The following is a 12,456-nucleotide window of genomic DNA, read 5'->3' as shown; positions in this document are numbered from 1 at the left end:
ATAATGAGTTTAATGGTCAGTATCTCCGGCATTCGAGGAATCATCGGAGAAAGCTTAACACCAAATGTTATTTCAGATTTTACTCAAGCTTACGCAACACTTTTAAGACATAAGCGCTCAGAAAATTCAGATTCAAAGTCTCCGTTGGTTGTGTTAGGGAGGGACACCCGCCCAAGTGGAATAACTTTAATGGAGTTTGTTCAAAGTACCTTGGTTCAATCCGGTTGTAATGTGATTAATCTCGGTGTTGCCACAACCCCAAGCGTTGAACTTGCTGTGCTTGATGAAAAAGCAGCGGGAGGAATTATTCTTTCAGCATCTCATAATCCCTTGGAATGGAACGCCTTAAAGTTACTCAATGAATTAGGCGAATTCTTAACAGCGGATGAAAGCAACCGCCTTTTATCAATTTATCATTCTAAAAAATTTCATCTTGCCCAATGGAATCAATTTGGAATGACCGTTCCGCGAGATGAAATCAATGACTTCCACATTCGTAAAGTTCTTTCAATTCCTTCCGTTGATACCACAAAACTTGCGAAGCGAAACTTTAAAATCTTAATTGACGCTGTTAATGGCGCGGGATCTAAAATAATTCCATCCCTTTGTCGCGCTTTAGGTTTCGATAATCTTGTTGAAATTAGTTGCAAGCCCACGGGAATTTTTCCCAGAAATCCAGAACCAATCGAAGAAAATCTTATAGAAACACAAGGGCTTACAGCCTATCATCAATGCGATTTTGGAATCGTCGTTGACCCCGATGTTGATCGCGTTTGCTTTATCTCTGAAGATGGAAGTTTGTTTGGTGAAGAGTATTCTTTGGTCGCCGCGGCTAATTTTTGGCTTAAACATCATCGTGGGCCAGTCGTCAGTAACCTTTCAAGCAGCCGCGCACTGAAAGACATTGCTCTTAAACATGAAGTGCCATATTTCGCTTCTAAAGTCGGCGAAGCACATGTCATCGAAAAAATGAAAGCGGTAAATGCCGTTATTGGGGGAGAAGGGAATGGCGGGGTAATTCTTCCGGATTGCCATTATGGAAGAGATGCTTTAGTTGGAATTGTACTCTTCCTTGCTTCCTTTGATGAATTCTTAAGTCAATACCCTACTGCGAGGGTTTCTGATTTTAAGAAGTCGCTTCCACATTATGAAATGGCGAAACAAAAAGTAAAATTAAATCAAGAAATTCAAATTGATTCAGTTTTAGATCGAATCGCCAACAAGTATCAAACGGTTTCAGAAAACACTGTATCCACTGAAGATGGCGTAAAAATTGATTTCCCAGATAAGTGGGTTCATCTACGAAAGTCCAATACTGAGCCAATCATACGAATTTATGCAGAAGCAAAAACCAAAAGCATTGCCGATACTTTAGCCGATTCATTTCGCAACGAGATCATTTCAACTTAAATCGTCCTATCAATGAAACAACTTCGTTTTTGTTCCCATCAAGTAACAAGATTATCGACTTTTAATTTTGTGCCTGTTTTATTTCTTGTCATCATTTCATTTCATCAAGAATGTTTTGCTTCAATGCCAAAAAAGCCTACTAACGCCCGTCAGGAACAGCCAACTAAAACTGAAGCCGCCTATCACATCGCTTCCTTAGCGCCAAATTTGCATACCTATCAAATCACGATAACGCTTCAAAATTCAAAAAAGCAAGACGAAATCGATTTCATCTTACCGGCTTGGAGACCCGGCCGTTATCAAATCCAAAACTATGCCGCAAATGTTCAAGAGTTTCTAGCAACCTCCGCCGGTAAGTCACTTGAATTCAAAAAAATAGATAAACAAACTTGGAGAGTAAATGCCAATGGCGCCAAGGAAATCGTCGTTCGCTATAAATATTTTGCAGGCGCTGCCATTGATGCCGGAAATTCTTATGTCGGCCGCGAAGAAATGTACTTTAATGGCTCAAATCTCTTCATGTTCACGAAAGAATCTCGCTTCAAACCGGTCTCTCTTTTTGTGGACTATCCAAACGGGTGGAAAATTGCAACACAGCTCACCAAAACCTCAGACCCTCGCCTTTTTACCGCTGAAACCTATGACGACTTAATCGACTCGCCAACACTTGCAAGCCCAACAATGGTTGAATTTCAAGCAACCGTCAAAGGCGCTTTGATTAGAATGTGCTTTCAAAATGCAGAAGGTATTGGCCTTGGACGCTTTAACGAAAAAAATATTGTTCGCGATGTTTCAAAGTTCGTAGAAGAACAGTTTACCTTAATGAATGATGTTCCTTTTAAGGAATATATTTTCATTTATCATGTACTGCCAATTCGATATTCTCACGGCGTGGAACATAAAAACTCTACATCCATTGTCGTGGGGGCTTCGTATGAAATGGATTCTCGATATTCCTCTTTCCTTTCAGTGAGCTCGCACGAATTTTTTCATGTTTGGAATATCAAGCGAATTATTCCCAAGGAATATTTTCCCTACGATTATACCACTGAAGGATATACGCCAATGCTCTATGTCAGTGAAGGATTCACAAGTTATTACGGCGATTTGACTTTGGTTCGAAGTGGTGTTTGGACTGCGCGCGATTACATTCGCAACTTAGGCAACGATATCACGGCGATGCAAAATACTTACGGCAGAAAAGTACAATCCGTTGCACTTGCTTCTTTTGATGCTTGGCTCTCAGGTTACGGCGCAGGCCGAGCGAACAGTACCGTTAATTTTTACAGCAAAGGCGAACTTATCGGACTTATTCTTGATCTCGAAATTCGAAATAAAACGAAAAACAAAAAATCGCTTGATGATGTCATGCGAGAAATGAATTCTCGTTTTGGAAAAGCCGCCAAAGGCTTTTCTGCAAAGGACTTTGAAACAACATGTGAACGAGTGGCCGGATCAAAGCTATCCGAGTTTTTTGAAAAATATGTTTATGGAACAGAAGAATTACCTTTCAAAGAATCACTCTCATTTGCAGGATTAGATTTATTGGAAGATGATTCTAATTCACCCTACATCGGTGTCAGTGTTGTAGCTTCATCCGATTTTCAACTCATCACTTCAATCATTCCTGAATCTCCGGCTTTCAAAGCGGGGCTTGATCAAAATGATTTAATTATTGCCGTTGGTAACGAATCCTTACTCAAAGAATCCTTAACGATGGCTCTTGAAAGGTTTTCATTTTCAGCAAAAGATACCACCATCAATTTCTCTGTGATTCGAAATAAAAAACTCCTTCAGATCCCTGTCACTCTTTCAGCATCGAAGCGATATTTGGTTCAAAAAAATGAAGATGCCACTGCAGAGCAAAAGGATATTTTTGAATCGTGGATGAAAACAAAATGGAATGACCTATTTTAGATAAACCTTAACCAAACATGCAGAAAAGAAATAAAATTGGTGTTATCGTTTTCCCCGGATCAAACTGCGATCATGACGCAGTTTCAGTTATTAATTCATTTCAAAATACCGAGGCCGTTATGCTTTGGCATAAAGAGCGGAATCTCCAAAATTGTGATGCAATCATTCTCCCGGGAGGGTTTTCTTATGGCGATTACTTACGAACCGGTGCGATAGCAAAGTTTTCACCGGTAATGGAAGAGGTTTTTCGATTTTCAAACGAAGGCCGCCCGGTCATTGGGATTTGCAATGGGTTTCAAATTCTCACTGAAGCGGGTCTTTTAGATGGAGCATTGATGCGCAATGCGTCTCGGCGATTTGTTTGCCGTTTCGTTCATCTAAAAGTTGTTACTCAAAATTGTTTTGTGACCGCTCAATATCAAAAAGATGAAATTATCAAAATCCCTATTGCACACGGCGAAGGCAATTTTTTTGCTTCCGAAGACACTCTTAAATCACTTCAAGATGAAGATCGCATCCTTTTTCAATATTGCGATCTAAATGGAATTGTTGGAGATCACGCCAACCCTAATGGATCCTTGCTTAATATCGCGGGTATCACAAATAAACAGAGAAATGTCGTTGGCTTAATGCCTCACCCCGAAAGAGCTGCAGAACCTCGCTTAGGCTCTACCGGTGGAAAGAAATTTTTTCAATCTTTATTACAAAGTCTCGAGCCAATCCTTATTTAAAATTTATGCGCAAAACATGCACCCCTAACTTTTATAAGACTATGAGGCTTTATCCTCTGTTTGCGCTCTTTTTTATTTCCTCAATTTCCGCTCAAACAGTAGGATATCCTCCCGTCATCAACTTTGACAAGAAAGACTATTCAAGTTTTTTAGAAAACTTTTCAAGGTTTAAATCGAAATACCACTTCAAGTATCAAAACGAACGGCTCGACCCCATAGCGTGCGCAATAACTCAGTTGACTTACGCAGAAAAACCAATCAAAATATCCTTGAATTTTCCTCAAAAGCCTCTGCCGGTTGATACGCAAACGGTTTTCCTTGAATCTTTGAAAAAATTTCTTTTAGACAACAATGAAATTTTTCATTCAACGCCCTCCGAACTTATACTTTATTCGCTTACCGACTACGGCACCTTCTACAATATCATCTTTCAACGGGCTACCTACGGAAAACATCACACTAGCGGCTCAACCCGCAGCATGATTGAATTCGTGATTTCGAAAAAGGGCGAGATCTCGGTTTTAGTCACTACTCTCACAAGAAAAGTAAATACCTTACCTGATTCTGGCAGTTTTGAAAAGGAAAAAATATATAAACGATTAATTGGACGATCCTTTCGAGTCTCTCTCGAAGGTCGTAAAATCAAATATCTTGTTGAGTCACCCGATGTAATTCGCTTTGCAAAGACTTGTGTTTTTGAGGAAAAGTTTTTGGAAGATGTTTATGATAACTCTGGGGCGGTGATTGATCGAAAATTGAAAAGGTGTATCGTTCACCTCGCTTATCAATTCAACATCGAACTTGGATTATCGAAGCCCCTCGCAACCATTTACTTTGATGCAATCACTGGGGAAGAAATCACGGTCGAATATCCAATAGCGGAAAAAACAATTTAGGTATCCTTTTTTCAATTAACCCATTCGATTTTATGGGGTATTGTGCCGAAGGAGGGAATCGAACCCACACATCTTTTTAGAGATACTGGATTTTGAGTCCAGCGCGTCTGCCAGTTCCGCCACTTCGGCATAATGAGCTATTCCACTCATCTAATCTTAACTTATGTGCGAGCGGAGGGACTTGAACCCACACACCTTGCGGTACGGGCTTCTAAGACCCGCGCGTCTGCCAGTTCCGCCACACTCGCATTTTGACGATTCATCAATACAATTCTAACATCCAATCGAATTCCGCTTTCATAAACGGGTCGCAAATATAATTGACTGACATCACCCAGCAAAAAAATACTTAATCTTTTATAACACTATGAATAAAACCGCCCCCAAGAACTTCAATATTATTATAAAAAACGACTGCTTGCCCGGGTGTAATGGCTCGTTTTGGCTTGTCAAAAAGCACTTCTGCTAAATTTGGGTTTTCACTCCATCTCCGAATCGTGCAAGGCTCAGGAACATCTTTGTATCGAATTTTTGCGAAACATCGCACCTCGTTTTTTTCGCCGCCAAATGGCTCAATCCCAATCCAATTTAATTGATTTGCATAAAGCCCACGATGCATAAGTTTATCTTCACTCCCAACCTTAATCGTATTGGAAAGGTAATCGATTTCAGTTACATAAACGGGTTCGGGTGTTGATATTCCCAATCCTTTTCTTTGCCCTATGGTGTAAAATGGGTAGCCACGATGCTCTCCCAATTCTTCACCGGCTTCATCACGTATTTTCCCACCCGAAACGTCCTTTTCCAATGCGGGAATCGTTTCTTTGAGAAACCGCTCGTAATCATTATCGGGTATAAAACAAATCTCATAACTTTCACCCTTATCAGCCACCTTAAGTCCATATCGCCTTGCCAAATCTCTTACTTCAGGTTTTGTCAATTCAGAAAGTGGAAAAAGGGTTTGTGCCAATGCTTCTTGAGAAATTCCCCACAGCACATAACTTTGATCTTTCTTCTCGTCTTTTCCTTTAAGCAGTTGATATCTTCCATTGTTAAATACTACTCTCGCATAATGACCTGTTGCGATATAGTCGGCACCTAATAACTTTGCGCGTTCGAGAAGCGAATCCCACTTGACTTTTGTATTGCACATTACGCACGGATTTGGTGTTCTGCCGTGTAAATACTCTTCTTTAAAGTAGTCAATAACAGCCCCACCAAAGTCTTCACGAAAGTCAATTGTGTAGTGCAAAAAACCGTTAGCCACAGCAACGCTTCTCGCATCATTTATGGATTCAAGCGAGCAGCAACCTGTTTCCTTCTTATTGCTTTTGCCGAGCCCTGCCATATCATAATCCCAAGTTTTCATCGTAATACCAATGACATCAAACCCTTGTTCCTTGAGCAAACACGCTGCAACGGAGGAATCAACCCCACCAGACATTCCAACCACAACTTTCTTTTTCATTTCCAATCTCTTTCGCTTTGTAATTCCTTCTCAAACGATTTTCTTTGAATTTCGTTTTCTCATTTCACTCGTAAATTCTTCAAACAAATAATGGGAATCATGAGGCCCCGGTGAAGCTTCAGGATGGTATTGAACACTAAAAATGGGCAAGGTTTTGTGTCTGACACCCTCAACTGTTTGATCGTACAAATTAATATGTGTTAACTCTAAATTTTTTGGCAATTTTTTTGGATCAACCGCAAAGCCGTGATTCTGAGCGGTAATTTCAATTCGACCGGTCTTCAAATTCTTCACCGGGTGATTTCCACCGTGATGCCCGAATTTTAATTTGTAAGTTTTTGCTCCAAAAGCCAAGGAAAGCAATTGATGGCCTAAGCAAATTCCAAATATTGGAATTTCCCTGCCGGCAAATTTTCGATCTGATAGTTTTTGAATCGCGTCGATTGCATAACTCACCGGTTCGGGATCGCCGGGGCCATTCGATAAAAAAACACCATCTGGGTTCAAGTCTATTACCTCTTCTGCGGTTGTTTGAGCAGGCACTACCGTTACATTGCAACCTGAATTTGAGAGCATTCGAAGGATGTTTTCCTTGATTCCAAAATCATAAGCCACAACATGAAACGCGTTTGAATCTTCCCCTCCAACTTTTCTTACCTTTTGATTCGTAACGACCTTGGCCAAATCCAAACCATTCATCAATGGAATACTTTTAACCTCTTCCAATATGCTTTGAGTTTCATGTGAAGTTGAGATAATGCCTCGCATTGCGCCTTCATTCCTCAACATCCTGACCAATTTCCTCGTATCGATGCCGTAAAACCCTGTCACGCCTTCAGTATTGAGATAATCATCTAAACTCTTTTCTGATTCAAAATTACTCGCGATTGGTGAGTTCTCACGCACAATGATTCCTGATGCCCAAACCTTTTCTGACTCTCGATCTCTTTGGTTTGTACCATAATTACCAATCAATGGGTAAGTCATTACCACAATTTGTCCAAAATAAGATGGATCGGTTAAGATCTCTTGATAACCGGTCATTGAGGTATTAAAAACAACTTCACCTTTTGCCATTCCATTGGTATTCCCAAAAGCATAGCCTGCAAAAACTTCACCGTTTTCTAAAACAAGTTGGGCTTTAATTTTCATTGTGTTCAGCGAATAATGTGTCAAAAAAAAGGCCGCTTTCGCGGCCAAAATCACTAAGAAGCACTTTCAAGCTTTTCGGCCGTCTCACTCTTTCCATCTGCTACTCCCTCTATGGTTGCAATTGCAGAGCGGTCGAACGTCAGTTTTACATCACCGGCATCGATCATAACGGTTTTCTTTTCTGGGTTAATCCCAACGACCTTACCGTGTAATCCTCCAATTGTCACCACTTTATCTCCCTTTTTCAAAGAATCAAGCGTTTTTTCACGTTCCTTCTGTTTTTTTTGCTGAGGTCGAATTAAAAAGAAATAGAACACCACAATCAGCAATAGCGGCATCAAGAGATTTATAAAAGTTGATCCGGTATCGTTAGGATTGTTTGGAGAAAAAGCAAAGAAAATGGTGAAGTTCAAAATTGAAGTCATAGATATTGTTTTTCGTTTTTCTGAATAGCCACAAAGATACAGAATAGTGATTGAAAATCTTTGTTTCCTATAAAAGGAACTTGAGGATTAACATTAATATTATAAAGACAGATAGAAGGAACGAGAAGAACCAAAGTTTTTTTCGTTTGACATCCTTTATATGCTCTTCATTCAAAAGGTCTATTTTTAATTTGAGATCAAAAACAATCTTTTGAAATTCTTCCTTTTCAACGCGTTCTTGGGATATCCTATACCAAAGAGAGGCAAGTTCCTCATCCGATTGTAATTGAGTTTGATTCACTTTTATTAAATGTTCTTCGTTTTCTTCTAAAATCCATTGAGGAATGCTCACATTCGGAAAATGAAAAGTTTGATTTGAGTCTTTTAATTCTTGAATTGAAGTTTGCTTTTCCTCATATTCCTTTGCTAAAGGCAAAAATTCATTTAGGATTAACTGATTAATTGATAGTACCTGAAAACCTTTGTATGACCCCAGCATGAATTCCCACTTTTCCAATCCTTTTTCAAACTGACTTACAGCGCCTTTCCATCTTCCAAATGAAAAGTGATAAAATCCGATGGTATGATTTAACAATCCGTGCAAAAAGAGTTTATCATAACCCGATACCTTTTGCCAAATTTCTTCGAATGTGTCATGAGCCTCAAAAAAGTCTTGTCGGTTAAATTCCTCTATTCCCCTTCTTAGCTCATCTTTGAATACTAATAAATTTCCCTTTTGATTTTCTTCCACCAACTAAATTCCTTTTTACATTTAGATTCTCTATCTTTGCCCCCCAATAATAAATTGAATTTATTGATCATCAATGCTAAACTATTCGCTTTCTTTTTTTTCGGTCTCCTTGATTTTACTTTTTCTCCTCGTCATGATTGGCGTTTCTATTTTTTTTTGGAAAAAATCTAAGCTCACCTCATTAGGGATTCCTATTGCATTCGTTATTGCTTTAATTCTCTATACCTATTTGAGACCCGCCTATGTGATGCCAAAATTCACTCCCGAAGAATATCGTGCTCTAATTCTCAATCGAGAAGCAGAAAGCTCTGTAGAAAAGATTGAAGGTTTTTTAGCCGATGGATATTTCACAACGGACGAATTCAGAATTTCTAAATTGCTTATCACTGGCTGTTCACTCGTTGATGATATCAACCGATTTGTTCATTTAGCTGATTCAACGAAGCTTAAAACGAATCAAGACTTCACCGTTTTGGAAGCTTTGGTAACGTTTAGACGCCACCTTTTTGGATTACCGATTGATGAATATCTCAGTATTGCACTGAAGAGAAATTGGGTTCGAGAAAAACTTGGACTTCAAGCCGACGAAGTTCAAACACCTCAATTCAAAAGCGCACTTCTAACGGCTCTCCTTACTGCCCCGAATCTTACTTATTCAAGCGCTCAAAAAGTTACCGAGGCGATTGAAAAAACAACCCCGGAAAGTGCTCCGCTAATCTTTCTCTATATTTTTGAGAATGACTTGGTGTATAATATGTCAAACGATTCATTTGTTTTTCTGGGAGATAAACTCGATGGAAAAAATAATCTTCCACGATTTAACAGTAAATTTAGTGAAGATTTATCAAGACTTCGCTCTAAATATCTTCGACTGAACGAGGTTAAAAATAGAGTCTATACCGATACTACAAAATCAAAATTGACATTACCTCAATAACACTTATAGTTTCTCGTTAAACGCCCAATTCTGAAAACCTTGCTTTAATTGTTCAAATGAATCAATAGCAAACAAAATGGGCTGTAAATGCCAAACATCATAGTCTTGGGAAGTTATCCCCTTTGTTTCAAATGGCTTTACGATGACAGAATTTGAAAGTGAATGCTCGACTTCCTCAGCAGAAGAAAGAATTCCCGAACCAAATATTCTCAGACCATTTTCAGATCGAATCAACCCAAATTCGACGGTAAACCAATGCAAACGCTCTAAAGCCACCCGTTGATGCCCCATAGCATGAAGCGCTACTTTTCCAAAATGTTGATAAAAATCCGCAAAATCGGGATTAGTCAGCATTGGCATGTGGCCAAAAATATCGTGAAAGCAATCAGGTGCGGGAGTGTATTTCAATTCATTGTCTCCACGGATATAGTCTGTTGATGGGAAAATTCTTTCTGAAAGCAACTCAAAAAAATCTTTCTCATGAAGAAGGCCCGGAACACGGGCAACTTTCCAACCGGTCATAGAATCTAATTTTCGTGAGAGTTCACGAAGTGAAGGAATGGATTCTGATGACATCTCAAGGGTGTGAACGCCATTCAAGAAGGCATCACACGCTCGATGAGGTAATATTTTTTCTTGTCTCTGATAAAGCGATTTCCAAGTCAAATGCTCAGATTCGGTATAATTTGGCGTCTTGATTTCCTCTCCAATCGGAACATCTGTGCCAAGGTGTTGAGGGATGCATCGGGGATCTAAGACGCCTGATTCGGTCGCTTTTTCGTAGGCTGAAAGAAATTCTGTTTCCATTTTCATTTGGTGATTTTCTTTTTTTCAAAATACAATTTTTCTCACTTTACAGGTCACGCCTTGCAGAATTTTTTGTAAGACGCCAATCTTTTTTGTCTTTTTCATCGTTGAATTCCGACGCTTGCTTATATTCACTTTTCTCTTGACTACGGCAGTTTTAAAGCCAAAAATCGATACCACTTTGACTTTTTTTTCATGAGATTGACTGACTTTATTACACCCGAATTCATTTCATTAGGGCTTGATGTTCGCTCCAAAAACGATTTGCTGGAGAAGATGCTGACATTGATTTCATCAAATCAATCAGTGACAGACAAAACAAAGCTAAGATTTGATGTTTTGAAACGAGAAAAGGATGCACCTACTGGTATTGGAAATGGCGTTGCATTACCTCATGCAAAAACAAAGGCAGTTACAGCGCCAGTTGTCGCACTCTCAATTCTTAGTAAACCAATCGATTATGGGTCAAGCGATAACGAACCCGTTAAAATTGTTTTTCTCTTAGCAGTTCCTGAAAACTTAGCAATCCTTCACTTAAAATTTCTGAGTCAAATCGCCAAAACAGTCCAGCAGCCTGAAATGCGACTTCGCTTAAGTTCAGCTCAATCAATCGAAGATATTCTCTTTATTTTAACCGAGAAAGAAAAAGTTCTCCCCGAATTTTAGTCCCATCGCATATGTCAAAACTAAAATCAATCAAAGGGACAAAAGATGTTTTTGCCCCTGAAATCTACCGCTGGCAATTCGCCGAAAAGACCATACGCGATGTTTTTGATACCTTTGGTTATCAAGAAATCCGAACACCAGTATTTGAGGATACTTCACTTTTTGCAAGAGGAATCGGAGAAACAACCGATATTGTCGGTAAGGAAATGTATTCTTTTCAACCCGATCCGAACAACCACGACTCTTTAACCTTAAGACCAGAAATGACGGCTGGTGTTATGAGAGCCGCAATTGAACATAATTTTCTTGGTCATTCACCTACCCAAAAATTTTATTATTTCTCCGAGCTCTTCCGAAAAGAACGCCCTCAGGCAGGAAGACAACGACAATTCTGGCAATTTGGTGCAGAGTGCCTTGGCAGCACTGAACCTGAAGCCGATGCTGAAATCGTTTCATTAATGATGACGATTTATCAACGATTTGGCTTAAAAAATTTTAGCTTGAGAATCAACAGCCTTGGCAATACAGAAACAAGAATAACCTACCGTAATATTCTTCAAGAATATTTTAAGCCTTTTGAATCAATGCTTGATGATGTTTCTAAGGTTCGATTAGAAAAAAACCCCTTAAGAATTCTTGATTCAAAGAATCCTGATTTAACTCATTTGATTCAATCTGCTCCTAAAATCACTGATTATCTTGATTCTTTATCGAAAGAGCATTTTAATTTGTTTAAGGGTTATTTAGAAGCGTTTGGTATCGCTTTTGTTGAAGATTTTACACTCGTTCGTGGCCTAGACTACTATTCTCGTACGGCCTTTGAACTAAGCAGTACTGATTTAGGATCGCAAGATGCTTTGGGCGGTGGCGGGCGTTATGACGGGCTCTCGACTGTTCTCGGTTCTGAAAAAGAAATTCCCGCTGTTGGATTTGCTTCGGGCGTTGAACGTCTATTAATCGCTCTTGAAAAAAATGGTCGATTTCCTTCTGATCTTACAAAAAGAGTCGATGTTTTTCTTGTTGCACAATCTGAATCTGCAAGACCTTGGGTTGTAAAAACAACAAATTTTTTGCGTCAACAAAATATATTTGCCGAAACCGACCTTTTGAAAAGAAGCCTAAAAGCGCAATTTCGAGAAGCTTCACGCATCGGTGCTAAATACGCGCTAATTGTTGGTGAAAAAGAGTTAAATGAAAACATCTTCCAGTTCAAAAACCTTGCTACATCCAATCAAGAAGCTCTGACATTTGAAGCTATTTATGAAAAACTAAAGTTAGCTTAAAATTTTTATCCGT

The 12,456-nt window shown here is 39.2% G+C and carries 12 protein-coding genes and 2 tRNA genes; 7 read left to right on the top strand and 7 right to left on the bottom strand.

Annotation, left to right across the window (positions count from 1 at the left end; genetic code table 11):
* The first annotated feature begins 3 nt into the window (after positions 1–3).
* Genes glmM through SFU91_00515 form a run of 4 tightly spaced genes read left to right on the top strand, consistent with a single transcriptional unit; the run spans position 4 to position 4,954 of the window.
* Positions 4–1,410 (top strand): phosphoglucosamine mutase, encoded by a 1,407-nt coding sequence (gene glmM, locus SFU91_00530; protein ID MDX2127502.1) that lies wholly within the window; start codon positions 4–6, stop codon positions 1,408–1,410.
* A 12-nt stretch (positions 1,411–1,422) separates the two neighbouring features.
* Positions 1,423–3,327, top strand: a complete 1,905-nt coding sequence (locus SFU91_00525; protein ID MDX2127501.1) for a PDZ domain-containing protein — start codon at positions 1,423–1,425, stop codon at positions 3,325–3,327.
* 17 nt (positions 3,328–3,344) lie between these two features.
* Positions 3,345–4,058 carry a phosphoribosylformylglycinamidine synthase subunit PurQ gene (gene purQ, locus SFU91_00520; GenBank protein ID MDX2127500.1) on the top strand — a complete coding sequence of 238 codons (714 nt, stop codon included), beginning with the start codon at positions 3,345–3,347 and terminating at the stop codon, positions 4,056–4,058.
* Between the two features lie 41 nt (positions 4,059–4,099).
* Positions 4,100–4,954, top strand: coding sequence for a hypothetical protein (locus SFU91_00515; GenBank protein ID MDX2127499.1), 855 nt, complete (start codon positions 4,100–4,102; stop codon positions 4,952–4,954).
* A 43-nt stretch (positions 4,955–4,997) separates the two neighbouring features.
* Here the strand turns inward: SFU91_00515 and SFU91_00510 are convergent.
* The 6 genes from SFU91_00510 to SFU91_00485 form a co-directional block, all read right to left on the bottom strand.
* Positions 4,998–5,083: transfer RNA gene (locus SFU91_00510), tRNA-Leu, on the bottom strand.
* Between the two features lie 37 nt (positions 5,084–5,120).
* A tRNA-Leu gene (locus tag SFU91_00505) sits at positions 5,121–5,202 on the bottom strand.
* A gap of 101 nt (positions 5,203–5,303) precedes the next feature.
* Positions 5,304–6,422 (bottom strand): tRNA 2-thiouridine(34) synthase MnmA, encoded by a 1,119-nt coding sequence (gene mnmA, locus SFU91_00500; GenBank protein ID MDX2127498.1) that lies wholly within the window; start codon positions 6,420–6,422, stop codon positions 5,304–5,306.
* A gap of 30 nt (positions 6,423–6,452) precedes the next feature.
* Positions 6,453–7,574: a glutamine-hydrolyzing carbamoyl-phosphate synthase small subunit gene (gene carA / locus SFU91_00495; protein ID MDX2127497.1), complete on the bottom strand. Its 1,122-nt coding sequence runs from the start codon at positions 7,572–7,574 to the stop codon at positions 6,453–6,455.
* Positions 7,575–7,627: 53 nt separating this feature from the next.
* The gene (gene yajC, locus SFU91_00490) at positions 7,628–7,999 is read right to left on the bottom strand and encodes a preprotein translocase subunit YajC (GenBank protein MDX2127496.1); all 372 of its coding nucleotides are present in this window, start codon (positions 7,997–7,999) and stop codon (positions 7,628–7,630) included.
* Between the two features lie 67 nt (positions 8,000–8,066).
* Positions 8,067–8,750 (bottom strand): DUF309 domain-containing protein, encoded by a 684-nt coding sequence (locus tag SFU91_00485; GenBank protein ID MDX2127495.1) that lies wholly within the window; start codon positions 8,748–8,750, stop codon positions 8,067–8,069.
* 73 nt (positions 8,751–8,823) lie between these two features.
* On the opposite strand from SFU91_00485, the gene SFU91_00480 reads away from it, so the two are divergent.
* Positions 8,824–9,687, top strand: a complete 864-nt coding sequence (locus SFU91_00480) for a hypothetical protein (GenBank protein ID MDX2127494.1) — start codon at positions 8,824–8,826, stop codon at positions 9,685–9,687.
* Between the two features lie 3 nt (positions 9,688–9,690).
* Here SFU91_00480 and SFU91_00475 read toward each other — a convergent pair whose 3' ends face one another.
* Entirely contained in the window at positions 9,691–10,500 is an 810-nt protein-coding gene (locus SFU91_00475; GenBank protein MDX2127493.1) for a phenylalanine 4-monooxygenase, read from the bottom strand.
* A 189-nt stretch (positions 10,501–10,689) separates the two neighbouring features.
* On the opposite strand from SFU91_00475, the gene SFU91_00470 reads away from it, so the two are divergent.
* Positions 10,690–11,160, top strand: coding sequence for a PTS sugar transporter subunit IIA (locus SFU91_00470; GenBank protein ID MDX2127492.1), 471 nt, complete (start codon positions 10,690–10,692; stop codon positions 11,158–11,160).
* A gap of 11 nt (positions 11,161–11,171) precedes the next feature.
* Positions 11,172–12,443 carry a histidine--tRNA ligase gene (gene hisS / locus SFU91_00465; GenBank protein MDX2127491.1) on the top strand — a complete coding sequence of 424 codons (1,272 nt, stop codon included), beginning with the start codon at positions 11,172–11,174 and terminating at the stop codon, positions 12,441–12,443.
* Positions 12,444–12,456 lie beyond the last annotated feature (13 nt).

This window comes from Chloroherpetonaceae bacterium (assembly GCA_033763895.1).
GTDB lineage: Bacteria > Bacteroidota > Chlorobiia > Chlorobiales > Thermochlorobacteraceae > JANRJQ01.
Note: the sequence above shows the minus strand (reverse complement) of the source record. Positions and strands in the feature narration are given on the sequence as shown.

Bases quoted from the DNA above. Each gene is read 5' to 3' on its own strand.
- hisS (MDX2127491.1), top strand. From the start codon at position 11,172: ATGTCAAAACTAAAATCAATCAAAGGGACAAAAGATGTTTTTGCCCCT.
- SFU91_00480 (MDX2127494.1), top strand. From the start codon at position 8,824: ATGCTAAACTATTCGCTTTCTTTTTTTTCGGTCTCCTTGATTTTACTT.
- SFU91_00525 (MDX2127501.1), top strand. From the start codon at position 1,423: ATGAAACAACTTCGTTTTTGTTCCCATCAAGTAACAAGATTATCGACT.
- SFU91_00515 (MDX2127499.1), top strand. From the start codon at position 4,100: ATGAGGCTTTATCCTCTGTTTGCGCTCTTTTTTATTTCCTCAATTTCC.
- purQ (MDX2127500.1), top strand. From the start codon at position 3,345: ATGCAGAAAAGAAATAAAATTGGTGTTATCGTTTTCCCCGGATCAAAC.
- yajC (MDX2127496.1), bottom strand. From the start codon at position 7,999: ATGACTTCAATTTTGAACTTCACCATTTTCTTTGCTTTTTCTCCAAAC.
- glmM (MDX2127502.1), top strand. From the start codon at position 4: ATGAGTTTAATGGTCAGTATCTCCGGCATTCGAGGAATCATCGGAGAA.
- SFU91_00470 (MDX2127492.1), top strand. From the start codon at position 10,690: ATGAGATTGACTGACTTTATTACACCCGAATTCATTTCATTAGGGCTT.
- carA (MDX2127497.1), bottom strand. From the start codon at position 7,574: ATGAAAATTAAAGCCCAACTTGTTTTAGAAAACGGTGAAGTTTTTGCA.
- SFU91_00475 (MDX2127493.1), bottom strand. From the start codon at position 10,500: ATGAAAATGGAAACAGAATTTCTTTCAGCCTACGAAAAAGCGACCGAA.
- mnmA (MDX2127498.1), bottom strand. From the start codon at position 6,422: ATGAAAAAGAAAGTTGTGGTTGGAATGTCTGGTGGGGTTGATTCCTCC.